Genomic DNA, 25,268 nt, shown 5'->3' on the forward strand with positions numbered 1-25,268 from the left:
AGTAATATGATTCGAATTCAAGATAATACAATAAGGGATGGTATGCAACAAAGTAATGTTCGAAAAAGTCTAATTATAAAAAAAGAAGTATTGAAACAAATTAACAAGTTAAATATAAATTCTGTTGAAGTAGGCATGTGTACAACTATCGAGGATGAATTTAATATTCATCAATTCAGAGACATTTTAAGTCCTGAAAAAGAATTAGTAGTATTGACTAGGCTTAATGAAAAAGAAATAAAAAAAATAGTCAAATTGAAAATTCATAATTTAGTGGTAAAAATACTATTGCCAATATCTGACTTGCATATAAAAGAAAAGCTTAATTTTTCAAATAAATATTATATTCAGAAAATCAAAGACTGCTTGGATATATTAAAGAAAGATAAAAAAGGAGTAGATATTTGTTTTGAAGATGGAACAAGGACTTCTAGAGAAAAATTGAAAGAATACATGGAAATTATTTCAAAATATCAAGTTAGAACAGTTACATTTGCGGACACTGTAGGATGTTCGACACCATTAGAATACGGAGATATTTTTAATTACTTTGTAAAAAAATATTCTAACATAATTTTTTCTGCTCATTGTCATAACGATCTAGGGTTGGCTACTGCAAATACATTAGCTGCAATTTTAAATGGTGCAAAGCAAATAGAAACTACATTTTTGGGAATTGGTGAGAGAGCGGGTAATGCTCCTATTGAGGAAATAATTACTATTTTGACAAAAAAACAAATAGAAAGTACGGAATTCACTTTACCCGACGTATATAAAACTAGTATTAATATTTCTAAAATTCTCGATTTTCAAATATCAGAAAACAAACCTATAATTGGTGAAAATATATTTAAACATGAATCAGGAATTCATCAAGATGGTACTAAAAAAAATATAAATATGTATCAATATTTAGTTCCTAGTGATTTAGGATTGAAAAATTCACAAGTTGTTCAGTTTCCAATAAGTAATATTTCTAGTAAGAAAATCTTGCACAATAAATTTAAATCAATAGTTAACACTGAAGAAATTGATGAAAATATTTCTTTCTATAAACTTGTGAACAAGTTTTCACCTGAAGTAGCACCTGAAGATACAGTGGATTTACTTCAGATAATAAAAAGGAGGAGTAAAGATGGAAATTTTAAATGATTCTGTAAAAAGTTTTGAAAAACTTTATTTACAATTACAAGATGGTTTTCCAGTGATTGTTCCTACTGATACTAATTATAATTTATGTAGTTTACCTAACAACGATCTTTGTATCGATAAAATATTTGAATATAAAAAGCGATCGAAAGATAAGCCATTATCATTATTTATTGATAAGCCAGAGGATTGGAAATTGTATGGAGATAATCAAAATACGGAAATAGTTGATAAACTAGTTGAAATATTTTGGCCTGGACCATTAAATATTATTTTAAAAAATAAAACAAGCTATAATTATATGCTCAATAATTCAGATAGTATAGCTATAGGATGTGTACAAAATAAAACGATGAGAAGATTTATTTCATATATTAATTCACCTATAGCAATTACTTCAGCAAATATATCTGGAACTGCCGATGATATTTTAATAACTGAAAATGAAGCAATTAAGCACATGGGCGAAAATGTAAGATATATGCTAAGAAGTCAAAATAAAACTAACTATAAAACATCTAGTACGATTATTAAAGTGACAGATAATAAAATTGAATTATTAAGAGAAGGAGATATAAAGTTTGAAGAAATAAAAGAAAGACTAGGTACAGGTATTATTTATGAATAAGTTAATACTTGGGATTTATTTATACCGAATTTTTTCACGAGCATACTTTTATTTACCGTTTTTATTAATTTACTTTTTGATTCAAGGTTATTCCATAATACAATTAGAAATATTAATGGCGTCTTATGGCATTGCAGCATTTTTATTCTCTCTATACAAAGAGAAGTGTTTTAAAATTTGTAACTTAAAAGATTCTAATAAATTAGTTGTTAGTGAAATATTCAAAATCATCGGTTTATTGTTGTTATTATATCAAAATCAATATTTAATTTTAGTAGTGGCACAAATATTATTAGGGTTAAGTTACTCAATGATGGCGGGTGTTGATACCGCAATAATTAAAAGAAATATAACAAATGAGAAATACGTACAAAATAAGTCAAATAGCTATATGTTCCTATCATTATTAATTTCAGGGATTATAGGTAGTTATCTTTATGGAATAAATATTAAATGGCCTATAATAATGACTGGTATATTTTCAATTCTAACAATTATAATTATTCGATGCACATTAGTTGAAAATAGGGAATTAAATTTAATAGGAGAAACAAAGGGAAAGATAAAGAAATTTCTACCAGAAGAGAAGTTTTGGATATTGCATTATTCTTTTTTAAGAGCGTTAATATTAGGATTTTTTATAGGATTTATTCCAATTAATATATATAATGATTTAAAACTGAATAATTTACAATTTATTTCAGTATTAACTTGTTACACAGTTATGGGTTTTGTATCTTCACGTTATTTAACTAAATACTTGAATTATAAGTTTGTGTCAGAAATTTGTTTAGTAATATTTTTAATAATATATACATATCAAAGTTTCATAGCAGTTACTATTTCTATGATATTTTTAGGTATTTCTTCAGGGTTAACTCGTCCACAAACTATAAATAAACTTTCTAGCAGTAGTAACTTAAGAGTGATGCTTAATTATGCAGAAACGTTATATTTTATTTTTAATATCGCATTTTTACTTATGGGTGGTTACTTATATACAATAGGAACTATTCAATACTTAATATTATTTATTTCGTTATTAATTTTTATATATTTAATAATAATATTTTATTTTACAAGGAGAGAGCAACATGAAAATAAAAACTGAATTTAAAGGGAACAATATACCATATGAATACGCAGCAGGTGCAGATGTGAGTGATTCTATTAACGGGAATCCAATTAAGTCATTTCCATTTGAAGTAATTGAATTACCGGAAGGGACTAAATATCTTGCTTGGTCTTTAATTGACTATGATGCAATTCCTGTATGTGGCTTTGCTTGGATTCATTGGAGTGTAGCTAATGTAAGTGTTAGTGGCAATTCAATTTCTATAAAAGCAGATTTATCAAGAACAAAGGGCGACTATGTACAAGGTAAAAATAGCTTTACTAGTGGGTTGTTGGCTGAAGATTTTTCAGAAATAGAAAATCACTATGTAGGACCTACACCACCTGATCAAGATCATCAATATGAATTAACAGTTTATGCGTTAGATCATTCTTTAAATTTGAAGAATGGGTTCTACTTGAATGAATTTTTAAAAGAAGTAAATCAACATAAAATTGATCAAACAAGTATTAACCTTATAGGAAGAAAAATTTAATACTAAATATCTCATCAATATAAAATTGTTCAATTAAAAGTACAAAGAAACAAAGGTTTTAATTTATATATTAGGTACGGCGTTCGCTATAATGCAAAGAAGTAATTAAATTTAAGAAATGTAAACTTAGTTATTGTAATGTGAATTTATTTGAAAAAATAGAAAGTATTAACAATTATAGCTTTTACATTAATTAAAATTTATTTTTAAAAACAAGTAAACAATTTACATACTTATAATTTTTGAAAATTTTCAATTTGTGTTATATTGATTTTGTAAGATACTTTAACTCACAAAGGAGAGAGAGTATATGAAATTAAAATCATTTATAACTGTAACTTTGGCACTGGGCATGATCGCAACGACTGGCGCTACTGTGGCAGGTAATGAGGTATCTGCAGCAGAAAAGGACAAACTACCGGCAACTCAAAAAGCTAAAGAAATGCAAAATGTTCCATATACAATTGCAGTAGATGGCATTATGGCTTTCAATCAATCTTACTTAAATTTACCAAAAGATAGCCAATTATCATATTTAGATTTAGGAAATAAAGTTAAAGCTTTGTTATATGATGAACGCGGTGTAACACCTGAGAAGATTCGAAATGCAAAATCTGCCGTTTACACGATTACTTGGAAAGATGGTAGTAAAAAAGAAGTGGATCTTAAGAAAGATAGCTACACAGCAAACTTGTTTGATTCAAATTCAATTAAACAAATTGATATTAATGTAAAAACTAAATAAACACTTAAAATTATCAAATTCAACATGAAGCATTTAATTTTACAGTGATGATTATAAAATAATTGCCTTGATACAAAGATTACTCGTAAATGACATCTTTGTATTAAGGCTTTTTCTAAATTTAAAAGTGATGGGTTAGAGGTCATTGAGCTTTAAAATATTCAAAATACAAAACATTAATGGCCAAAAATAAAAGCCGCCTTTATCTGGGCAGCTTCAATAATAAGAAAGACATATTTCATTTTATACTAAATAGTTATTGTGATGAATCTTTCGGCGGTTTAATTACTGCAGCAAAAATTGCTGTGAAAATCGTGAACAATACTGCCATGATAATTGGATTCACTACATTTAAGCTGTCTCCACCTACTAGGCTATTAAGTACAAAGTTAACCATTTGCATTAATAATAATGCCCAAAAGAATGTTACGAGGTGTTTCATGTCATTCTACCTCCACTTTAATTATATATATTTTATTTTAAGTGAAAGTTAGAAATTTGTATAGTAACATCTCATATATTTTGACCATATTATACAGTTTAAATAAATGATTTTATCTGAATGGCTATTCTAAATTAAGCGCATTAAAACCAATTTCATACTGAAATTTGACGATAATAAAGCATTAAAATTTTATTAACTAGTCAATATTCCTACCTCTGACTTGAGTTTAAAAAGTAATCTATGTTAAATTAATACCTGGTATTAAAAATTTTATTAAGAAGGTGTTCAACTATGAACGTGGGTATTAAAGGTTTTGGTGCATATGCGCCAGAAAAGATTATTGACAATGCCTATTTTGAGCAATTTTTAGATACATCTGATGAATGGATTTCTAAGATGACTGGAATTAAAGAAAGACATTGGGCAGATGATGATCAAGATACTTCAGATTTAGCATATGAAGCAAGTTTAAAAGCAATCGCTGACGCTGGTATTCAGCCCGAAGATATAGATATGATAATTGTTGCCACAGCAACTGGAGATATGCCATTTCCAACTGTCGCAAATATGTTGCAAGAACGTTTAGGGACGGGCAAAGTTGCCTCTATGGATCAACTTGCAGCATGTTCTGGATTTATGTATTCAATGATTACAGCTAAACAATATGTTCAATCTGGAGATTATCATAACATTTTAGTTGTCGGTGCAGATAAATTATCTAAAATAACAGATTTAACTGACCGTTCTACTGCAGTTCTATTTGGAGATGGTGCAGGTGCGGTTATCATCGGTGAAGTTTCAGATGGCAGAGGTATTATAAGTTATGAAATGGGTTCTGATGGCACAGGTGGTAAACATTTATATTTAGATAAAGATACTGGTAAACTGAAAATGAATGGTCGAGAAGTATTTAAATTTGCTGTTAGAATTATGGGTGATGCATCAACACGTGTAGTTGAAAAAGCGAATTTAACATCAGATGATATAGATTTATTTATTCCTCATCAAGCTAATATTAGAATTATGGAATCAGCTAGAGAACGCTTAGGTATTTCAAAAGACAAAATGAGTGTTTCTGTAAATAAATATGGAAATACTTCAGCTGCGTCAATACCTTTAAGTATCGATCAAGAATTAAAAAATGGTAAAATCAAAGATGATGATACAATTGTTCTTGTCGGATTCGGTGGCGGCCTAACTTGGGGCGCAATGACAATAAAATGGGGAAAATAGGAGGATAACGAATGAGTCAAAATAAAAGAGTAGTTATTACAGGTATGGGAGCCCTTTCTCCAATCGGTAATGATGTCAAAACAACATGGGAGAATGCTCTAAAAGGCGTAAATGGTATCGATAAAATTACACGTATCGATACTGAACCTTATAGCGTTCACTTAGCAGGAGAACTTAAAAACTTTAATATTGAAGATCATATCGACAAAAAAGAAGCGCGTCGTATGGATAGATTTACTCAATATGCAATTGTAGCAGCTAGAGAGGCTGTTAAAGATGCGCAATTAGATATCAATGAAAATACTGCAGATCGAATCGGTGTATGGATTGGTTCTGGTATCGGTGGTATGGAAACATTTGAAATTGCACATAAACAATTAATGGATAAAGGCCCAAGACGTGTGAGTCCATTTTTCGTACCAATGTTAATTCCTGATATGGCAACTGGGCAAGTATCAATTGACTTAGGTGCAAAAGGACCAAATGGTGCAACAGTTACAGCATGTGCAACAGGTACAAATTCAATCGGAGAAGCATTTAAAATTGTGCAACGCGGTGATGCAGATGCAATGATTACTGGTGGTACAGAAGCACCAATTACTCATATGGCAATTGCTGGTTTCAGTGCAAGTCGAGCGCTTTCTACAAATGATGACATTGAAACAGCATGTCGTCCATTCCAAGAAGGTAGAGATGGTTTTGTTATGGGTGAAGGTGCTGGTATTTTAGTAATTGAATCTTTAGAATCAGCACAAGCTCGAGGTGCCAATATTTATGCTGAGATAGTTGGCTATGGTACTACAGGTGATGCTTATCATATTACAGCGCCAGCTCCAGAAGGTGAAGGTGGTTCTAGAGCAATGCAAGCAGCTATGGATGATGCTGGTATTGAACCTAAAGATGTACAATACTTAAATGCCCATGGTACAAGTACTCCTGTTGGTGACTTAAATGAAGTTAAAGCTATTAAAAATACATTTGGTGAAGCAGCTAAACACTTAAAAGTTAGCTCAACAAAATCAATGACTGGTCACTTACTTGGTGCAACAGGTGGAATTGAAGCAATCTTCTCAGCGCTTTCAATTAAAGACTCTAAAGTCGCACCGACAATTCATGCGGTAACACCAGATCCAGAATGTGATTTGGATATTGTTCCAAATGAAGCGCAAGACCTTGATATTACTTATGCAATGAGTAATAGCTTAGGATTCGGTGGACATAACGCAGTATTAGTATTCAAGAAATTTGAAGCATAACTATAAAAATCTTCAGTAACGTTGTTTTAGTTACTGAAGATTTTTTCAGTTTCTTTATACTAAGATGAGCGACAGCACAATCGTCATAATAAAATATAAAATATTTATTAATAATAAGGGGATTATCCATGTAGAAACAAAGTAATGCTCTTTTTTTACCTCTTGTGGGTTGAAAAATGGATCATCAGAGATAGACTTCTTCTTTTTCGAAGATGACATTTGATACTTTAATCTTCTAAAACCATAACTTGTCGCATCAAAAATGCCTTCTTGTACAAGTAAAATCAAAAATATGCTAATAAAAATAATTAATGAAACATAAAACAATATATTTAAATATGTAATGATAGTATGGCTATTAAAAAGCCATATAATAAACGTTAATATTGGCGTTATTAGTGCCATTCCAAGCCATTTTTTCAACATTTGATCACTCCCACTTATAGAAAACTCTTACGCATAGTTTACATTAAAATCAGACATTGAGGAATGATTTTTTAATTTCTTCAGCTTTATTGAAATTCTAAAATCAATCATTCTTCATTAGTTTAAAGCAAAAAAATATTGATATATAGTAAATATTGTATATATAATATTAGTTAAGATTTCAGAAAATTTTGAAGGGAATGGAAATTTAGAAATCGGAATTTGTTAGAGGAGGGGATTAGATGGGGAAATATATTTTCAAACGATTTATTTATATGCTTATTTCTTTATTTATTATTATTACAATTACATTTTTCTTAATGAAATTAATGCCAGGTTCGCCATTTAACGATGCTAAATTAAATGCTGAACAAAAAGAAATTTTAAATGAAAAATATGGATTAAATGATCCTGTAGCTACGCAGTATTTACATTATTTAAAAAATGTTGTTACAGGCGATTTTGGTAATTCATTCCAGTATCATAATCAACCTGTGTGGGATTTGATTAAACCGAGACTACTACCTTCTTTTGAAATGGGTCTTACAGCAATGTTCATCGGTGTGATACTGGGACTTATTTTAGGTGTTGCAGCAGCTACTAAACAAAATTCTTGGGTTGACTATACAACTACAGTTATTTCAGTTATTGCAGTATCTGTACCATCTTTTGTACTTGCTGTACTTTTACAATATGTATTTGCAGTTAAATTAAGATGGTTCCCAGTAGCTGGATGGGAAGGTTTTTCGACCGCGGTATTACCGTCACTTGCATTATCTGCAGCTGTTTTAGCAACTGTCGCCAGATACATAAGAGCAGAGATGATAGAGGTATTAAGTTCAGACTATATTTTATTAGCGAGAGCTAAAGGTAATTCGACAATGCGTGTACTTTTTGGACATGCACTTAGAAATGCTTTAATTCCAATTATTACAATTATCGTTCCCATGTTAGCAAGTATTTTAACAGGCACTTTAACAATTGAAAATATTTTTGGAGTTCCTGGATTAGGGGATCAATTCGTACGTTCAATTACAACAAATGATTTCTCAGTAATCATGGCAATCACACTATTATTTAGCACACTGTTTATCGTTTCTATTTTTATTGTAGATATTTTGTACGGTGTGATAGATCCACGAATTCGTGTTCAAGGAGGTAAAAAATAATGGCTGAAAATAAAAACAATTTGTCGATTAACGACGATCATTCTAATGCAGCTATGACGCATACCTCTGACGCTATCGCATCATCTGATTTTATTATTAGAGAATTAGATTTGAATCAGGAACCTGAAATGCAACGAGAAAGCAAAAACTTTTGGCAAGATGCTTGGGCTCAGTTAAAACGAAATAAGTTAGCTGTTGTCGGTATGATAGGTTTAATTATCATTGTAATATTTGCTTTTATCGGTCCAGTTATAAATAAACATGATTATGCTGAACAAAATGTAGAACATAGAAATCTTCCGGCAAAAATACCTGTATTAGACAAAGTTCCATTTTTACCTTTTGATGGTAAAGATGCAGATGGCAAGGATGCTTATAAAGCAGCAAATGCTAAAGAAAATTATTGGTTTGGTACTGATCAGTTGGGTCGAGATTTATGGACAAGAACATGGAAAGGTGCTCAAATTTCATTGTTTATCGGTGTTGTTGCAGCGATGTTAGATATTTTTATTGGTGTTGTATATGGTGCGATTTCTGGATTCTTCGGTGGACGTGTCGATACGATTATGCAACGTATACTTGAAGTCATAGCATCTATTCCGAATTTAATTGTCGTAATTTTATTTGTATTAATTTTTGAACCATCCATTTGGACAATTATATTGGCTATGTCTATCACAGGCTGGTTAGGCATGAGCAGAGTTGTACGTGGAGAATTTTTAAAATTAAAAAATCAAGAGTTTGTCATGGCTTCGAAAACATTGGGGGCTTCAAAATTCAAATTGATATTTAAGCATATTTTACCTAATACATTAGGTGCTATCGTGGTTACATCAATGTTTACAGTACCTAGTGCTATTTTCTTCGAAGCATTTTTAAGTTTCATTGGTATAGGTGTACCCGCACCTCAAACATCGTTAGGGTCATTAGTAAATGATGGGCGCGCAATGTTATTAATTTATCCACATGAATTATTTATACCAGCAATGATTTTAAGTTTATTAATTCTATTCTTTTACTTATTTAGTGATGGATTACGTGATGCATTTGATCCGAAAATGCGTAAATAAAAAGGGGGCATAGCATATGACTGAAAGAATATTAGAAGTAAATGATTTGCATGTTTCCTTTGATATTACAGCAGGGGAAGTGCAGGCAGTGAGAGGCGTAGATTTTTATTTGAACAAAGGGGAAACATTGGCAATTGTTGGTGAATCAGGTTCAGGTAAATCTGTAACAACAAAAGCAATTACAAAATTATTCCAAGGGGACACAGGAAGAATTAAAAAGGGAGAAATTTTATTTTTAGGGGAAGATTTAGCAAAAAAACCTGAAAATGAGTTGATTAAATTACGTGGCAAAGATATTTCAATGATCTTTCAAGATCCAATGACATCTTTAAACCCAACGATGCAAATTGGTAAACAAGTCATGGAACCATTAATTAAGCACAAAAATTATAGTAAAGCACAAGCTAAAAAGCGCGCATTGGAAATACTAAATCTTGTAGGTTTACCAAATGCAGAAAAAAGATTTAAAGCATATCCTCATCAATTTTCAGGTGGACAAAGGCAAAGAATTGTTATTGCAACCGCATTAGCTTGTGAACCTAAAGTGCTCATTGCTGATGAACCAACGACTGCATTAGACGTAACGATGCAGGCACAAATTTTAGATTTAATGAAAGAACTACAACAAAAAATCGATACAGCAATTATTTTTATAACGCATGATTTAGGGGTTGTTGCGAATATTGCTGATAGAGTGGCAGTTATGTATGGTGGTCAAATGGTTGAAACAGGAGATGTTAACGAAATATTTTATGATCCAAAGCATCCATATACATGGGGATTATTATCGTCAATGCCTGATTTATCAACAACAAATGACACACCATTACTAGCGATTCCTGGAGCGCCACCTGATTTATTACACCCACCTAAAGGTGATGCATTTGCGAGACGTAGTCAATATGCATTAGATATTGATTTTAAAGTAGAACCACCGTGGTTTAAAGTTTCACCGACACATTTTGTGAAATCTTGGTTATTAGACGCACGTGCACCAAAAGTTGAACTACCCGAGCTGGTAAAACAACGTATGAAACCGATGCCTAATAATTATGAAAAACCACTCAAGGTAGAAAGGGTGTCGTTCAATGAAAAATGATGAAGTGCTATTATCTATTAAAAATTTAAAGCAATATTTTAACGCAGGAAAGAAAAACGAAGTGAGAGCGATTGAAAATATTTCGTTTGATATATACAAAGGGGAAACATTAGGTTTAGTAGGAGAATCGGGGTGTGGTAAATCTACAACTGGTAAATCAATTATTAAACTTAATGATATTACAAGTGGAGAAATTTTGTATGAGGGTATTGATATACAAAAGATTCGTAAACGTAAAGATTTGCTTAAATTTAATAAAAAGATACAGATGATTTTTCAAGACCCATATGCGTCTTTAAATCCTAGGTTAAAAGTAATGGATATAGTAGCTGAAGGTATTGATATCCATCATTTAGCAACTGATAAGCGTGACCGAAAAAAACGTGTCTATGATTTACTTGAAACTGTTGGATTAAGTAAAGAACATGCCAATCGCTATCCTCATGAATTTTCAGGTGGACAACGCCAACGTATTGGAATTGCCCGTGCATTAGCCGTTGAACCAGAATTCATTATCGCGGACGAACCAATATCGGCATTGGATGTTTCAATCCAAGCTCAAGTAGTTAATTTATTATTAAAATTACAACGTGAAAGAGGGATTACGTTCCTATTTATAGCTCATGATCTATCAATGGTGAAGTATATTTCAGATCGTATTGCAGTCATGCATTTTGGGAAAATAGTTGAAATTGGACCGGCAGAAGAAATTTATCAAAATCCATTACACGATTATACTAAGTCTTTATTATCAGCCATTCCACAACCTGATCCTGAATCAGAACGCAGTCGCAAACGATTTAGTTATATTGATGATGAAGCAAATAATCATTTAAGACAATTACATGAAATTAGACCGAATCACTTTGTCTTTAGTACTGAAGAAGAAGCGGCACAACTACGAGAAAATAAATTGGTGACACAAAATTAAGGGGAAGGGGGAAATGCAATGACGAGAAAATTTAGAACACTTATTTTAATTTTGATTGCTACAATTGCATTAAGTGGTTGTGCTAATGACGATGGTATTTATTCAGATAAAGGTCAAGTATTCAGAAAAATTTTGTCATCAGACTTAACATCCCTTGATACATCATTAATAACGGATGAAATATCTTCTGAAGTGACTGCGCAAACATTCGAAGGTTTATACACATTAGGAAAAGGTGACAAACCGGTGTTAGGTGTTGCGAAAGCTTTTCCTGAAAAGAGTAAAGATGGTAAAACTTTAAAGGTTAAATTAAGAAGCGATGCTAAATGGAGCAATGGTGACAAAGTGACTGCACAAGACTTTGTTTATGCTTGGAGAAAAACAGTTGACCCTAAAACAGGTTCTGAATTTGCATACATTATGGGGGACATTAAAAATGCGAGTGATATTAGTACTGGTAAGAAACCTGTAGAGCAATTAGGTATCAAAGCATTAAATGATGAAACATTACAAATTGAATTAGAAAAGCCGGTTCCATATATTAATCAATTATTAGCACTTAATACCTTTGCACCTCAAAATGAAAAAGTTGCCAAAAAATATGGTAAAAATTACGGTACGGCAGCTGATAGAGCGGTATACAATGGTCCATTTAAAGTTGATGATTGGAAACAAGAAGATAAAACCTTACTATCTAAAAATCAGTATTATTGGGATAAAAAGAATGTAAAATTAGATAAAGTGAATTATAAAGTTATTAAAGACTTACAAGCCGGTGCATCATTGTATGATACTGAATCAGTAGATGACGCAGTTATTACTGCAGATCAAGTAAATAAATATAAAGACAACAAAGGATTAAACTTTGTGTTAACGACTGGGACATTTTTTGTAAAAATGAATGAAAAACAATATCCTGATTTTAAAAACAAAAATTTAAGATTGGCTATCGCACAAGCAATAGATAAAAAAGGATACGTTGATTCAGTGAAAAACAATGGCTCAATTCCTTCCGATACACTAACAGCCAAAGGAATTGCGAAAGCGCCTAATGGCAAAGATTATGCGAGTACCATGAATTCGCCTTTAAAATATAATCCTAAAGAAGCAAGAGCACACTGGGACAAAGCTAAAAAAGAGTTAGGTAAAAATGAAGTGACATTTTCAATGAACACAGAAGATACACCAGATGCAAAAATATCTGCTGAATATATCAAATCGCAAGTTGAGAAAAATTTACCAGGAGTTACTTTGAAAATTAAGCAATTACCGTTTAAACAAAGAGTATCACTAGAACTGAGTAACAATTTTGAAGCATCACTTAGTGGTTGGTCTGCAGATTACCCTGATCCTATGGCTTATTTAGAAACAATGACCACAGGTAGCGCACAAAATAATACAGACTGGGGTAATAAAGAATATGATCAATTACTTAAAGTAGCAAGAACCAAATTGGCACTTCAACCGAACGAACGATATGAAAACTTGAAAAAAGCAGAAGAAATGTTCCTAGGAGATGCACCGGTAGCACCAATTTATCAAAAAGGTGTTGCACATTTAACAAATCCTCAAGTAAAAGGATTAATTTACCATAAATTTGGTCCAAATAACTCACTTAAACATGTATATATTGATAAATCGATAGATAAAGAAACAGGTAAGAAGAAAAAATAATATGCTTTGTAAATTAGGCTGGAGACATATCTCCAGTCTTTTTGTGTTGGATAAAAACTTTGGGAATAAAAATTTAAAATAAGTCGTTTTTTAAATTACTGAAATTGATTAAATGCATAAATAACTGAATATTCTAAAAATAAACTTGTAATAATTTTTTCTATGAGTAAACTAAAAAGAAAAAATTAGATTGAAAGTAGGAGGCATATGTATGGGGAAGCTAATTAAATATATTTCAATACTTCTTATTGTCGTTTTAGTGTTGAGTGCTTGCGGAAAAAGCAGTAATAAAGATGAAGGAGTAAAAGATGCTACTAAAACGGAAACCTCAAAACATAAAGGTGGTACCTTAAATGTAGCATTAACAGCACCGCCAAGTGGTGTTTATTCTTCGTTATTAAATAGTACACATGCAGATTCTGTAGTTGAGGGATATTTTAACGAAAGCTTATTAGCAACTGATAAAAAAATACGTCCTAAGGCATATATTGCTTCATGGAAGGACATCGAGCCGGCTAAGAAAATAGAATTTAAAATTAAAAAAGGTATTAAATGGCATGATGGTAATGAATTGAAAATTGATGATTGGATTTATTCAATTGAAGTCTTAGCTAACAAGGACTACGAAGGTGCTTATTATCCAAGTGTAGAAAATATCCAAGGTGCGAAAGATTATCATGAAGGAAAAACTGATCATATTAGCGGATTGAAGAAAATAGATGACTACACTATGCAGGTTACATTTGATAAAAAACAAGAAAATTACTTAACAGGATTTATTACTGGACCTTTATTAAGTAAAAAATATTTATCAGATGTACCAATTAAAGATTTAGCGAAATCAGATAAAATCCGAAAATATCCTATTGGTATTGGACCGTATAAAGTTAAGAAAATCGTTCCAGGTGAGGCTGTTCAACTCGTTAAATTTGATGATTATTGGCAAGGTAAGCCTGCACTAGACAAAATCAATTTAAAAGTTATTGATCAAGCGCAAATTATTAAGGCAATGGAAAAAGGCGATATTGATGTTGCGAATGATGCTACCGGTGCAATGGCAAAAGATGCTAAGTCATCTAATGCTGGTCTCAAGGTATTATCTGCGCCAAGCTTAGACTACGGTTTAATAGGATTCGTATCTCATGATTACGATAAAAAAGCTAATAAAACTGGTAAAGTGAGACCAAAATATGAAGACAAAGAATTACGTAAAGCAATGCTTTATGCAATTGATAGAGAAAAATGGATCAAAGCGTTTTTCAATGGTTACGCTAGTGAAATCAATAGTTTTGTACCATCTATGCATTGGATAGCAGCCAATCCTAAGGACCTAAATGATTACAAATATGATCCTGAAAAAGCTAAAAAAATCTTAGATAAGTTAGGTTATAAAGATAGAGATGGTGACGGATTTAGAGAAGATCCTAAAGGTAATAAATTTGAGATTAACTTTAAACATAATTCAGGTTCTAATCCTACTTTTGAACCAAGAACTGCTGCGATAAAAGATTTCTGGGAAAAAGTTGGCTTGAAAACAAATGTGAAGTTAGTAGAATTCGGTAAATATAATGAAGACTTAGCAAATGCATCTAAAGATATGGAAGTGTACTTCAGATCATGGGCAGGAGGTACAGATCCAGATCCATCAGATTTATACCACACTGATAGACCTCAAAATGAAATGAGAACAGTTTTACCAAAATCAGATCAATATTTAGATGATGCATTAGACTTCGAAAAAGTAGGCATTGATGAAAAGAAACGTAAAGATATTTATGTTAAATGGCAAAAATATATGAATGATGAGTTACCTGGATTACCAATGTTCCAAGGTAAATCGATAACTATTGTTAACGATAAAGTACGAAACTTAGACATTGAAATTGGAACTGATCAAAGTTTATATAATTTAACTAAAGAAGCTTAGTAATGTAACCTCGACGATTTTGTCGAGGTTTACTTATATGGGGGGATGTTATGAATAATGTATTGTTAGAGGTTAAAGATTTAGAAACATCATTAAAAATAAATAATGAATGGTTAGCAACTGTTGAAAATATTTCTTTTGAATTATCTAAAGGAGAAGTTTTGGGTATAGTAGGGGAATCTGGTTGCGGTAAGTCCATATTAAGTAAGTCAATTATTAAATTATTACCAGAAAAGATATCTAAACTAAGTAATGGAGAAGTTATATTTGATGGTAAACGAATCGATACGCTCAATGAGAAGCAATTGCTAGATATTCGAGGAAATGATATTGCTATGATTTTTCAAGAACCTATGACTGCTTTAAATCCTGTATTTACCATAAAAAATCAACTTGTGGAATCTATAAAATCACATAAAAAAATTTCTAAAAAAGAAGCAAATAAATTAGCAAAAGATTTACTAAAAAAAGTTGGAATTGCTAGACAAGATGAAATATTAAATAGCTATCCTCATCAATTATCTGGTGGTATGAGACAAAGAGTAATGATTGCAATGGCCATTTCATGTTCTCCTAAATTATTAATTGCTGATGAACCTACAACAGCATTGGATGTCACGATTCAAGCGCAAATATTAGACTTATTAAAAGAATTGCAAAAGGAAACGCAAATGGCAATTATGATGATTACACATGATTTGAGTGTAGTTGCTGAGTTTTGCGATAAAGTCTTAGTTATGTATGCAGGTCAAATTGTAGAATTTGGAGGCATAAAAGAAATACTACACAATCCGAAACATCCTTATACCCAAAAATTATTATCAACAATTCCAAAACTTAAAGAAGAGCAGAAACGACTTGAAACGATAGAAGGAATTGTGCCATCAATCCAAGCATTTCACGTTAATAAGTGCAGATTTGCAAATAGATGTAACAAAAAACTGGATATTTGTAATAATCAATCTCCTAAAATGCATGTTTGTGAAGACGTCATTGTACGTTGTCATTTGTACAAAAATGAATATAAGGAGATATAAGAATGGAAAATATTTTAGAAGTCAACCAAATAAAAAAATACTACAAAATTAAAACTGGATTATTACAAAAAACTCAGTACGTTAAAGCTGTTGATGACGTATCGTTTTCAATAAAAAAAGGACAAACTTTTGGATTAGTAGGAGAATCGGGTTGTGGTAAGTCAACGTTAGGTAAAGTGATTATCAGGCTTGAAGATGCAACTTCAGGCTCAATAATTGTTAATGGTGAAGATATAACAAGATTACAAGGTAAAAAACTCAGAAAATCACGACAACAATATCAGATGATATTTCAAGATCCGTATGCATCATTGAATCCGATGCAAATGGTTGGAGATATCATTTCAGAACCTATTTTAAATTATAAAAAATTGCCAAAAGAAGAAATAAAAAAAGAAGTACTATATTTATTAAAATGTGTTGGCCTAAGTGAAGATGCATATTATAAATATGCACATGAATTTTCAGGTGGACAGAGACAAAGAGTGGGAATTGCAAGAGCATTGGCTTTGCGTCCGAGTTTAATTGTTGCTGATGAGCCTGTAAGTGCATTAGATGTATCTGTTCAATCTCAAGTACTGAATTTATTAAAAGATTTACAAGAACAATTTAACTTAAGCTATTTATTTATCGCACATGATTTAAGTGTAGTAAAACATATAAGTGATGTCATTGGAGTTATGTATTTAGGTCATATAGTTGAAATCGCATCTGATAAAGAAATTTATGAAAATCCCAAACATCCATATACAAAAGCGTTGATTTCATCAATACCACAAATTGATAAACATAATAACAATAGAATTATATTAAAAGGAGAATTACCTTCGCCAAGTAATCCGCCGCAAGGTTGTCCTTTTCATACAAGATGTCCAATTGCTCAAGATATGTGCAAAAAAAGTATGCCAGAATTAAAGGACATTGGTAATGAACATCAAGTTGCTTGTTTCTACGTAGATAAAGTAGGTGATTTAAATGATTAAATTAATACTTAAAAGATTAGGGTTAATGATCCCGTTACTAATTTTAATCTCAATAGTTGTATTTTCATTAGCAATCATACAACCAGGAGATCCATTTTCAGATCTACAAAACGGTAAAATAAAACAAGAAGCAATAAATGCACAAAGGGAAAAATTAGGTCTCAACGACTCAATACCACATCAATACATTAGATGGGTCAATCATGTTATACACGGTGATTTAGGGGAGTCAATCAAATATAAAAGGCCGGTAATTGATGTTATTGAGGAAAGAATTCCAAATACAATATTACTCGGTGCTATGTCATTAATTATTACTTATATTATCTCATTTGCTTTAGGAATAACGTCAGGTAGATATTCTTACAGTTTGACGGATTATACTGTGCAAATATTTAATTATTTGATGTTAGCCATTCCATCTTTTATTGCGGGAGTATTTGCAATTTTTATTTTTTCTTTTGAATTACAATGGTTCCCGTTTCAAGGTTCTGTTGATATTAACCTTAAAGAAGGTACTTTTGAATATTATATGAGTAAAATATATCACACATTTTTACCTGCATTCACTTTAGGTTTATTATCTACTGCTGGTTATATTCAATATTTACGTAATGATATTATTGAAAATTCTAAAAAAGATTATGTATTGACGGCAAGGTCAAAAGGATTATCTATGAATAAAATTTATAATAAACATATATTGAGAAATTCTCTAATACCTATTATTACATTTTTAGGTGCTGATATTGTAAGTATTTTAGGTGGAGCCGTGATTACGGAGACTATCTTTTCATATAACGGTATCGGTAAATTATTTTTAGAATCGGTAATAGGCCAAGACTATCCATTAATGATGGCATTAACGTTATTTTTCTCATTTTTAGGTTTACTGGGTAATTTGATTTCTGATATTACTTATGGATTTATAGATCCAAGAATTAGAAGTAACTAGGGGGGATTAGAATGCAAAATAAGTCAAAATCGCCTTTTAAAATTGCATTTTCTAAATTTATTCATAATAAAATTGCAATGTTATCGGTTATTTTTTTATTAATCATAACTATTGTATCAATTATAGCGCCATTAATAGCTCCTTTTCCAGTGAACCAACAAGATTTATTAAATATAAAAGGTGAAATGACAGCACAAAACATTCTTGGTACAGACTCTGGTGGTAGGGATAACTTTAGTCGTTTGTTATATGCAGGTCGTATTTCATTATCCATTGGAATTACATCTACAATAGGAATGCTTTTGATTGGAATTACAGTTGGAGTGATTTCTGGTTATTTTGGAGGTATTGTTGATACATTATTAATGAGAATAACCGAATTTGTTATGTTATTTCCATTTTTAATATTTGCAATTGTATTAAATGCTGCACTTGGAGATAAAATTAAAAATCCTTATGGATCTGCCATAATTCTTGTTCTAGTTATTATCGTATTAAGTTGGGGAGGTATTGCAAGACTTGTTCGTGGTAAAGTACTTCAAGAAAAAGAAAATGAATACTTTTTGGCAGCAAAATCAATTGGTACACCCACATATAAAATTATTTTGAAACATCTTTTGCCGAATATATTAAGTGTAGTTATCGTACAAGCAACATTGTTATTTGCCGGTATGATTGTAGTGGAATCAGGATTGAGCTTTTTAGGATTCGGAATTAGTAAAGCAATACCATCTTGGGGTAATATGTTGAGTGATGCTCAAGAAGGGGATGTTATAAGTGGTAAACCGTGGATATGGATGCCACCTGCTATAATGATTACATTAACTATATTAAGTATAAACTTTGTAGGGGAAGGGATTAAAGATGCTTTTAATCCTAGAGGTAGACGTTAAATAATAAAAGAGGCACTAGTTAATTCTAGTACCTCTTTATTTTATCTCTTACGTCCTAAACCCATCGCTTTTTCCATTTTTTTGACAGTTTTAAATGAAACTTTGTGTGCTTTATCTCTACCTTGATCTAAAATATCATCAAGTTTATCTGAGTTATAGAAACTTTCGTATTTTTCTTGGAATTCTACTAAAAATGCTTTAACTATTTCAGCAAGGTCACCTTTAAATTTACCATAACCTTCGCCCTCATATTTTGCCTCAATATCTTTAATTGGCATGTCTGTTAATCCAGCGTATATTGAAATTAAATTTGTTATACCTGGCTTGTTGTCACGATCAAATTTAATAATACCATCTGAATCAGTTACTGCGCTTTTAATTTTTTTAGCTGCAACATTCGGCTCGTCTAATAATGAAATGAAGTTTTTAGCATTATCATCACTCTTACTCATTTTTCTTGTTGGGTCTTGTAAACTCATGACACGTCCACCAACTTTAGGCATACGAATTTCAGGTTTCACAAGCACATCATTATAGCGACTATTAAATCTATCTACAAGGTTACGAGTCAATTCGATATGCTGCTTTTGGTCATCTCCAACTGGAACGATATTAGTATTGTAAAGAACAATATCAGCTGCCATTAAAGGTGGATATGTTAATAGACCAGCAGGTATACCTTCAACTGCTTTCTGAGCTTTATCTTTGTATTGCGTCATACGCTCTAATTCTCCAACAGAAGCAATCGTAGTTAACATCCATCCTGCTTGTACGTGTGCAGGGACTTCAGATTGTATGAACAATGTTGCTTTGTCTGGATCTATACCAGAAGCTAAATAAATCGCTGCTAATTGTCTGGTCTGTTTACGTAATTTTAAACGATCTTGTGGCATTGTAATTGCATGTTGATCTACGATACAGAAATAACAATCATAGTCATTTTGCACATCAACAAATTGTTTTAGTGCGCCAATATAATTTCCAATAGTAGGAATTCCACTAGGTTGGATGCCTGAAAATAATGTCTCCATTTAAATGCCTACTTTCTTAGTAATATTTTAATAATTATCATTATAACAGTATTTCTTAAAAATGTAAGATGTGTTAGAATATACGTATAACTTACTACTAACAAAGGGATTAATAATCTTTTTTATAAGTGTAGAAACTTATCTGAAAAATTAGGTTTTTCTCATTTAATTTTAATGTTAGATAGTTATAATAAATAGTAACGATTAAGAATTTTAGAAAAAAATGTTTTTTCTTGATCTATAACTAAATTTTAAGCAATGAATTTTATTCATTCAAATAGGAGAGTGAGATGTATGGTAACATTATTTACTTCACCAAGTTGCACATCTTGCCGTAAAGCGAAAGCATGGTTACAAGAACATGACATTCCGTATACGGAGCGTAATATTTTTTCTGAACATTTAACAATTGATGAAATTAAGCAAATATTAAAAATGACTGAAGACGGTACTGATGAAATCATTTCTACACGTTCTAAAACATACCAAAAATTAAATGTTGATATTGATTCACTACCATTACAAGACTTATATTCAATCATTCAAGATAATCCTGGCTTATTACGTCGTCCAATTATTTTAGATAATAAACGACTACAAGTTGGTTATAATGAGGACGAGATTCGACGTTTCTTACCTAGAAAAGTTCGTACGTTCCAATTACAAGAAGCACAACGTATGGTTGACTAATAACCATTTAACTATGTGTCATACTTTACTAAAAGATATGTCAAGCAACACTATTTCTATAGTGTTGCTTTTTTGGTTTTAATTTTACAATAATTGCTTAGTATCTTTTAAATCAAATGTGCAATTGTTAATATAGCTCTATATTAGAGTGTTTTGGATGAAACATTTGCTATGATAAGGTAAAATTAAATTAAGAAAGTGCTTTAATGCTTTAACTGTATAAATCATTTAAATAGTTTTGCTACAACGAATATGTTATTATAAGTTACCAAAATATTTTAGAGAAAGAAATCAAACAAATAAATTGTATTTTGTTTGATGCTTTAATACAATGTGGATACTATTCATCGACTGTAAGGAGTGAGATGATATGAGAATAGAACGAGTAGATGATACAACTGTAAAATTGTTTATAACATATAGCGATATCGAGGCCCGTGGATTTAGTCGTGAAGATTTATGGACAAATCGCAAACGTGGCGAAGAATTCTTTTGGTCAATGATGGATGAAATTAACGAAGAAGAAGATTTTGTTGTAGAAGGTCCATTATGGATTCAAGTACATGCCTTTGAAAAAGGTGTCGAAGTCACAATTTCTAAATCTAAAAATGAAGATATGATGAATATGTCTGATGATGATGCAACTGATCAATTTGATGAACAAGTTCAAGAATTGTTAGCTCAAACATTAGAAGGTGAAGATCAATTAGAAGAATTATTCGAGCAACGAACAAAAGAAAAAGAAGCTCAAGGTTCTAAACGTCAAAAGTCTTCAGCACGTAAAAATACAAGAACAATCATTGTGAAATTTAACGATTTAGAAGATGTTATTAATTATGCATATCATAGCAATCCAATAACTACAGAGTTTGAAGATTTGTTATATATGGTTGATGGTACTTATTATTATGCTGTATATTTTGATAGTCATGTTGATCAAGAAGTCATTAATGATAGTTACAGTCAATTGCTTGAATTTGCTTATCCAACAGACAGAACAGAAGTTTATTTAAATGACTATGCTAAAATAATTATGAGTCATAACGTAACAGCTCAAGTTCGACGTTATTTTCCAGAGACAACTGAATAACGATATTAATTAAGCAACGCACTATGAAAGGAGACTCTTTGGAGTCTCTTTTTTTATTGATTTCAAAAGCTGAAAAAGTAATAGTAGTTAAACTTACGTGTAATATTTTGAGGTGAAGATATGTTAGTAGCTTTAAATGAAGAAAAGGAACGCGTATTAGCAACTACTGCATTGAGAAAGACACAATATTTTTGTCCGGTGTGTGGCAAGCAAGTTATTTTAAAGCGTGGGCTCAAAGTAATTAGTCATTTTGCACATAAACATTTAGCGGAACAAAAATGTTTTAATAATGAAACGATTAAACATTATAAAAGTAAATTGATTTTAGCACAGATGATACAGCAACAAGGATGTAAAGTAGAGATAGAGCCATTTTTAAAAGAAATAAAACAAATTCCGGATATTTTGATTAATAATAAATATGTTATTGAGCTACAGTATTCGCCAATTCCTTATAAACAGATTCTTCAACGAACGGAAGGTTTAAAGAAAATGGGATATAAAGTAAGTTGGTTATTAAATGATGTTGATTATTGTCATAATAAAGTGAAGTTCAATCATTTTCAAAGTATGTTTATTAATCCATTCACTCGAAAACTTCATACGTTCAATTTAGAGAAAAAACAAATAATGATGTTTCAACAAATACAATATTTAGGCGGGCACAAATATGTCGCTGAAAAAAGAAATGCCAAAATTAGTGAGTTGTTTAATGAGGCGCCTTGTGATTATCATGCTGTTTATAAATTATCAAAGTTCGCAATTAATCAATATATCAAATATTGTCGCTGGCAAAATTCTGTTTTAGAACCCACTTTAAGTGCAATGTATCAATTACAGTTAACTGATCAAGAAGTAGTGCACAATTATGGTTATATTTTTCCAGAGCAAATTTATATTAAAAATCATCCTATTGAGTGGCAATTACAAGTTGATTTATGGTTAAAGAATGGAAAAAGCAAATTAGTAAATGACAATCTTAATTATTTTAAACTGAAAAAATTTATTGTTGCTCTAGAAAGTAAAACAGCAATTATAGAAAAACTTATTAACAATTATTTAAATATTTGTTCAGATAAAGGTAATGACGTGCAAATTTTGTTCTAAAATGAGAAAATTATATCAATTATATTTTATTAGGAGGTTTACTACATATGAGTCAACAATTATCGAGAGAAGAACAGGAACGTAAATATCCTGAATATACATGGGACTTAACAACAATTTTCAAAGATGATGAAGCTTTTGAGGCTGCATTTAAAGAAGTTGAAAATGAGTTAGGCAAAGAAGAACAATTTAAAGGACACATTGGTGATAGTGCTGAGACATTATACAATGCGTTAGAATTAGAAGATACATTAGGTACTAAATTAGAAAAAGTATATGTATACGCGCACCTAAAACAAGACCAAGATACAACGAACGACAAGTATACTGGTATGGAGTCAAGAGCACATCAATTAATTATTAAATTTAGCTCGGCATGGAGTTTCTTAGTGCCAGAGATTTTACAAATTGATGAAGATAAAATTCAATCATTTGTAAATTCATATGATAAATTACAAAAATTCGCATTTGATTTGAAGTTGATTAATGAAAAACGTCCTCATATTTTAGATGCTGAAACTGAAAAGTTATTAACAGAAGCGCAGGACGCGTTATCAACGCCATCAAATGTATACGGTATGTTTAGCAACGCTGATTTAGTATTTGAAGATGCGATAGATAAAGATGGAAATGCACACCCGTTAACACAAGGTACATTTATTAAGTATTTAGAAACAGATGATCGCAAACTAAGAGAAAGTGCTTTTAGAAATGTATATAAAGCATATGGTGCTCATAATAATACGCTTGGCGCTACGCTAGCAGGTGAAGTGAAGAAAAATGTATTTAATGCTCGTACACACAATTACAAAACTGCAAGAGAAAAAGCATTGAGTAATAATCATATTCCAGAAAATGTATATGACAATCTAGTAAAAACTGTACATAAATATTTACCATTGCTACATAGATATACTGAATTGCGCAAAGAATTGCTAGGTTTAGATGACTTGAAAATGTATGATTTATATACACCATTAATTAAAGATATTAAGTTTGAAATGCCTTATGAAGAAGCTAAAGAGTGGATGTTAAAAGCATTAGAACCAATGGGTGAAGAATATTTAAATGTAGTTAAAGAAGGCTTAAACAATCGTTGGGTCGATGTCTATGAGAATAAAGGTAAACGTTCAGGTGGCTATTCATCAGGTGCACATTTAACTAATCCATTTATTCTACTTAACTGGTCTAATACTATTTCAGACTTATACACATTAGTTCATGAATTTGGGCATTCAGCACATAGTTACTTCAGTAGAAAATTCCAACCGTCAAATTCTAGTGACTACACTATTTTTGTCGCTGAAGTTGCATCAACTTGTAACGAAGCACTTTTAAGTGATTATATGGATAAACATCTTGATGATGAAAAACGCTTATTATTATTAAACCAAGAATTAGAACGTTTCAGAGCTACATTATTCCGACAAACAATGTTCGCAGAATTTGAGCATAAAATTCATGCAATTGAAGAAGCAGGTGAACCATTAACGCCAACTAGAATGAATGAAGAATATGCCAAATTAAATAAATTATACTTCGGTGATTCTGTAGAAACTGATGAAGATATTAGTAAGGAATGGTCACGTATTCCACACTTCTATATGAATTATTATGTATATCAATACGCAACTGGTTACAGTGCAGCTCAAAGCTTAAGTCATCAAATTTTAACAGAAGGTAAGCCAGCAGTAGATAGATATATTAATGAATTCTTGAAAAAAGGTAGCTCAAATTATCCAATTGAGATATTAAAAAATGCTGGTGTAGATATGACAACACCTGAACCAATTGAACAAGCTTGTGAAGTTTTTGAACAAAAATTGAACGCTTTTGAAAAATTAATGAAAGCTTAGTACTATTGTATTCGCTTACATTATGAACAGATTGTGACAATTTAAATTAAGTACTATTAAAAGGTTGAAATGGTAGAGATAGCATGTTATATTATGAACATGAAATTAATCACATAACAAACATACCCCTTTGTTTGAAGTGAAAAATTTCTCCCATCCCCTTTGTTTAGCGTCGTGTATTCAGACACGACGTTTTTTTATGTTCTTTTTTAATAAGAGGGAAGTGAAGTTGTATAAAAATGTATTAAATATGCACTTTTTATA

At 31.1% G+C, this 25,268-nt stretch carries 24 protein-coding genes; 21 read left to right on the forward strand and 3 right to left on the reverse strand.

Annotated features, from left to right (window positions below):
• Nucleotides 1-6 precede the first annotated feature (6 nt).
• The 5 genes from JG553_RS01945 (at nt 7) to JG553_RS01965 (ending at nt 4,132) form a co-directional block, all read left to right on the forward strand.
• Complete coding sequence (locus JG553_RS01945; protein ID WP_000619365.1) at nt 7-1,152, forward strand: LeuA family protein; 1,146 nt, start codon at nt 7-9, stop codon at nt 1,150-1,152.
• Nucleotides 1,136-1,777, forward strand: coding sequence for an L-threonylcarbamoyladenylate synthase (locus tag JG553_RS01950; RefSeq protein ID WP_000404422.1), 642 nt, complete (start codon nt 1,136-1,138; stop codon nt 1,775-1,777). The genes JG553_RS01945 and JG553_RS01950 overlap by 17 nt, the downstream gene beginning before the upstream one ends.
• Nucleotides 1,770-2,888, forward strand: coding sequence for an MFS transporter (locus tag JG553_RS01955; RefSeq protein ID WP_001037436.1), 1,119 nt, complete (start codon nt 1,770-1,772; stop codon nt 2,886-2,888). The genes JG553_RS01950 and JG553_RS01955 overlap by 8 nt, the downstream gene beginning before the upstream one ends.
• On the forward strand, nt 2,872-3,387 hold the full coding sequence (locus JG553_RS01960) for a YbhB/YbcL family Raf kinase inhibitor-like protein (RefSeq protein WP_000695342.1): 516 nt from the start codon (nt 2,872-2,874) through the stop codon (nt 3,385-3,387). Before JG553_RS01955 ends, JG553_RS01960 begins: the two co-directional genes overlap by 17 nt.
• Nucleotides 3,388-3,697: 310 nt before the next feature.
• Nucleotides 3,698-4,132, forward strand: a complete 435-nt coding sequence (locus JG553_RS01965) for an MAP domain-containing protein (protein WP_000769689.1) — start codon at nt 3,698-3,700, stop codon at nt 4,130-4,132.
• Nucleotides 4,133-4,388: 256 nt separating this feature from the next.
• On the opposite strand, the gene JG553_RS01970 is transcribed toward JG553_RS01965, so the two are convergent.
• On the reverse strand, nt 4,389-4,574 hold the full coding sequence (locus tag JG553_RS01970; RefSeq protein ID WP_000682089.1) for a YjzD family protein: 186 nt from the start codon (nt 4,572-4,574) through the stop codon (nt 4,389-4,391).
• A 294-nt stretch (nt 4,575-4,868) separates the two neighbouring features.
• On the opposite strand from JG553_RS01970, the gene JG553_RS01975 reads away from it, so the two are divergent.
• Entirely contained in the window at nt 4,869-5,810 is a 942-nt protein-coding gene (locus tag JG553_RS01975; RefSeq protein WP_001100525.1) for a beta-ketoacyl-ACP synthase III, read from the forward strand.
• An 11-nt stretch (nt 5,811-5,821) separates the two neighbouring features.
• Nucleotides 5,822-7,066: a beta-ketoacyl-ACP synthase II gene (gene fabF / locus JG553_RS01980; protein ID WP_000081240.1), complete on the forward strand. Its 1,245-nt coding sequence runs from the start codon at nt 5,822-5,824 to the stop codon at nt 7,064-7,066.
• Nucleotides 7,067-7,120: 54 nt separating this feature from the next.
• On the opposite strand, the gene JG553_RS01985 is transcribed toward fabF, so the two are convergent.
• Nucleotides 7,121-7,492 (reverse strand): DUF3899 domain-containing protein, encoded by a 372-nt coding sequence (locus JG553_RS01985; protein WP_000915155.1) that lies wholly within the window; start codon nt 7,490-7,492, stop codon nt 7,121-7,123.
• 242 nt (nt 7,493-7,734) lie between these two features.
• On the opposite strand from JG553_RS01985, the gene opp3b reads away from it, so the two are divergent.
• The 10 genes from opp3b (at nt 7,735) to opp4C (ending at nt 19,230) form a co-directional block, all read left to right on the forward strand.
• On the forward strand, nt 7,735-8,661 hold the full coding sequence (gene opp3b, locus JG553_RS01990; RefSeq protein ID WP_000521533.1) for an oligopeptide ABC transporter permease: 927 nt from the start codon (nt 7,735-7,737) through the stop codon (nt 8,659-8,661).
• Nucleotides 8,661-9,731, forward strand: coding sequence for an oligopeptide ABC transporter permease (gene opp3C, locus JG553_RS01995; RefSeq protein ID WP_000829632.1), 1,071 nt, complete (start codon nt 8,661-8,663; stop codon nt 9,729-9,731). Before opp3b ends, opp3C begins: the two co-directional genes overlap by 1 nt.
• Nucleotides 9,732-9,747: 16 nt before the next feature.
• Entirely contained in the window at nt 9,748-10,830 is a 1,083-nt protein-coding gene (locus tag JG553_RS02000) for an ABC transporter ATP-binding protein (RefSeq protein ID WP_000140050.1), read from the forward strand.
• Nucleotides 10,820-11,761: an ABC transporter ATP-binding protein gene (locus JG553_RS02005; RefSeq protein WP_000786734.1), complete on the forward strand. Its 942-nt coding sequence runs from the start codon at nt 10,820-10,822 to the stop codon at nt 11,759-11,761. Before JG553_RS02000 ends, JG553_RS02005 begins: the two co-directional genes overlap by 11 nt.
• Before the next feature lie 18 nt (nt 11,762-11,779).
• Nucleotides 11,780-13,435: a peptide ABC transporter substrate-binding protein gene (locus JG553_RS02010; RefSeq protein ID WP_000197019.1), complete on the forward strand. Its 1,656-nt coding sequence runs from the start codon at nt 11,780-11,782 to the stop codon at nt 13,433-13,435.
• 211 nt (nt 13,436-13,646) lie between these two features.
• Nucleotides 13,647-15,362 carry an oligopeptide ABC transporter substrate-binding protein gene (opp4A, locus tag JG553_RS02015; protein WP_000517186.1) on the forward strand — a complete coding sequence of 572 codons (1,716 nt, stop codon included), beginning with the start codon at nt 13,647-13,649 and terminating at the stop codon, nt 15,360-15,362.
• A gap of 50 nt (nt 15,363-15,412) precedes the next feature.
• Nucleotides 15,413-16,399 carry an ABC transporter ATP-binding protein gene (locus tag JG553_RS02020; RefSeq protein WP_001067038.1) on the forward strand — a complete coding sequence of 329 codons (987 nt, stop codon included), beginning with the start codon at nt 15,413-15,415 and terminating at the stop codon, nt 16,397-16,399.
• Between the two features lie 2 nt (nt 16,400-16,401).
• Complete coding sequence (locus tag JG553_RS02025) at nt 16,402-17,382, forward strand: ABC transporter ATP-binding protein (protein ID WP_000427770.1); 981 nt, start codon at nt 16,402-16,404, stop codon at nt 17,380-17,382.
• On the forward strand, nt 17,375-18,337 hold the full coding sequence (opp4B, locus tag JG553_RS02030; RefSeq protein WP_000593417.1) for an oligopeptide ABC transporter permease: 963 nt from the start codon (nt 17,375-17,377) through the stop codon (nt 18,335-18,337). The genes JG553_RS02025 and opp4B overlap by 8 nt, the downstream gene beginning before the upstream one ends.
• 11 nt (nt 18,338-18,348) lie before the next feature.
• Nucleotides 18,349-19,230 carry an oligopeptide ABC transporter permease gene (opp4C, locus tag JG553_RS02035; protein ID WP_001180262.1) on the forward strand — a complete coding sequence of 294 codons (882 nt, stop codon included), beginning with the start codon at nt 18,349-18,351 and terminating at the stop codon, nt 19,228-19,230.
• Nucleotides 19,231-19,271: 41 nt separating this feature from the next.
• Here opp4C and trpS read toward each other — a convergent pair whose 3' ends face one another.
• Complete coding sequence (gene trpS, locus JG553_RS02040; protein ID WP_000448934.1) at nt 19,272-20,261, reverse strand: tryptophan--tRNA ligase; 990 nt, start codon at nt 20,259-20,261, stop codon at nt 19,272-19,274.
• A 294-nt stretch (nt 20,262-20,555) separates the two neighbouring features.
• Between trpS and spxA the strand changes: the two genes are divergently transcribed.
• The 4 genes from spxA to pepF all read left to right on the forward strand — a co-directional run bounded on the left by spxA (nt 20,556) and on the right by pepF (nt 25,004).
• Nucleotides 20,556-20,951, forward strand: coding sequence for a transcriptional regulator SpxA (gene spxA / locus JG553_RS02045; RefSeq protein ID WP_000258003.1), 396 nt, complete (start codon nt 20,556-20,558; stop codon nt 20,949-20,951).
• Between the two features lie 370 nt (nt 20,952-21,321).
• Nucleotides 21,322-22,041, forward strand: a complete 720-nt coding sequence (gene mecA, locus JG553_RS02050) for an adaptor protein MecA (RefSeq protein WP_001217730.1) — start codon at nt 21,322-21,324, stop codon at nt 22,039-22,041.
• Nucleotides 22,042-22,161: 120 nt separating this feature from the next.
• Nucleotides 22,162-23,148 carry a competence protein CoiA gene (locus tag JG553_RS02055; RefSeq protein ID WP_000959287.1) on the forward strand — a complete coding sequence of 329 codons (987 nt, stop codon included), beginning with the start codon at nt 22,162-22,164 and terminating at the stop codon, nt 23,146-23,148.
• A 47-nt stretch (nt 23,149-23,195) separates the two neighbouring features.
• Nucleotides 23,196-25,004, forward strand: coding sequence for an oligoendopeptidase F (pepF, locus tag JG553_RS02060; protein WP_000082731.1), 1,809 nt, complete (start codon nt 23,196-23,198; stop codon nt 25,002-25,004).
• The last annotated feature ends 264 nt before the right edge of the window (nt 25,005-25,268 follow it).

The sequence above is a fragment of the Staphylococcus sp. T93 genome (assembly GCF_016743875.1).
Classification (GTDB): Bacteria; Bacillota; Bacilli; order Staphylococcales; family Staphylococcaceae; genus Staphylococcus; species Staphylococcus aureus.

Coding starts and splice junctions, on each gene's coding strand:
- JG553_RS01965 (WP_000769689.1), top strand. CDS start 3,698: ATGAAATTAAAATCATTTATAACTGTAACTTTGGCACTGGGCATGATC.
- JG553_RS01985 (WP_000915155.1), bottom strand. CDS start 7,492: ATGTTGAAAAAATGGCTTGGAATGGCACTAATAACGCCAATATTAACG.
- opp4C (WP_001180262.1), top strand. CDS start 18,349: ATGCAAAATAAGTCAAAATCGCCTTTTAAAATTGCATTTTCTAAATTT.
- trpS (WP_000448934.1), bottom strand. CDS start 20,261: ATGGAGACATTATTTTCAGGCATCCAACCTAGTGGAATTCCTACTATT.
- JG553_RS01955 (WP_001037436.1), top strand. CDS start 1,770: ATGAATAAGTTAATACTTGGGATTTATTTATACCGAATTTTTTCACGA.
- opp4A (WP_000517186.1), top strand. CDS start 13,647: ATGGGGAAGCTAATTAAATATATTTCAATACTTCTTATTGTCGTTTTA.
- JG553_RS02010 (WP_000197019.1), top strand. CDS start 11,780: ATGACGAGAAAATTTAGAACACTTATTTTAATTTTGATTGCTACAATT.
- opp3C (WP_000829632.1), top strand. CDS start 8,661: ATGGCTGAAAATAAAAACAATTTGTCGATTAACGACGATCATTCTAAT.
- JG553_RS01960 (WP_000695342.1), top strand. CDS start 2,872: ATGAAAATAAAAACTGAATTTAAAGGGAACAATATACCATATGAATAC.
- JG553_RS01975 (WP_001100525.1), top strand. CDS start 4,869: ATGAACGTGGGTATTAAAGGTTTTGGTGCATATGCGCCAGAAAAGATT.
- JG553_RS02000 (WP_000140050.1), top strand. CDS start 9,748: ATGACTGAAAGAATATTAGAAGTAAATGATTTGCATGTTTCCTTTGAT.
- JG553_RS02025 (WP_000427770.1), top strand. CDS start 16,402: ATGGAAAATATTTTAGAAGTCAACCAAATAAAAAAATACTACAAAATT.
- JG553_RS01950 (WP_000404422.1), top strand. CDS start 1,136: ATGGAAATTTTAAATGATTCTGTAAAAAGTTTTGAAAAACTTTATTTA.
- fabF (WP_000081240.1), top strand. CDS start 5,822: ATGAGTCAAAATAAAAGAGTAGTTATTACAGGTATGGGAGCCCTTTCT.
- pepF (WP_000082731.1), top strand. CDS start 23,196: ATGAGTCAACAATTATCGAGAGAAGAACAGGAACGTAAATATCCTGAA.
- JG553_RS02020 (WP_001067038.1), top strand. CDS start 15,413: ATGAATAATGTATTGTTAGAGGTTAAAGATTTAGAAACATCATTAAAA.
- JG553_RS01970 (WP_000682089.1), bottom strand. CDS start 4,574: ATGAAACACCTCGTAACATTCTTTTGGGCATTATTATTAATGCAAATG.
- mecA (WP_001217730.1), top strand. CDS start 21,322: ATGAGAATAGAACGAGTAGATGATACAACTGTAAAATTGTTTATAACA.
- JG553_RS02055 (WP_000959287.1), top strand. CDS start 22,162: ATGTTAGTAGCTTTAAATGAAGAAAAGGAACGCGTATTAGCAACTACT.
- JG553_RS01945 (WP_000619365.1), top strand. CDS start 7: ATGATTCGAATTCAAGATAATACAATAAGGGATGGTATGCAACAAAGT.
- spxA (WP_000258003.1), top strand. CDS start 20,556: ATGGTAACATTATTTACTTCACCAAGTTGCACATCTTGCCGTAAAGCG.
- opp3b (WP_000521533.1), top strand. CDS start 7,735: ATGGGGAAATATATTTTCAAACGATTTATTTATATGCTTATTTCTTTA.
- JG553_RS02005 (WP_000786734.1), top strand. CDS start 10,820: ATGAAAAATGATGAAGTGCTATTATCTATTAAAAATTTAAAGCAATAT.
- opp4B (WP_000593417.1), top strand. CDS start 17,375: ATGATTAAATTAATACTTAAAAGATTAGGGTTAATGATCCCGTTACTA.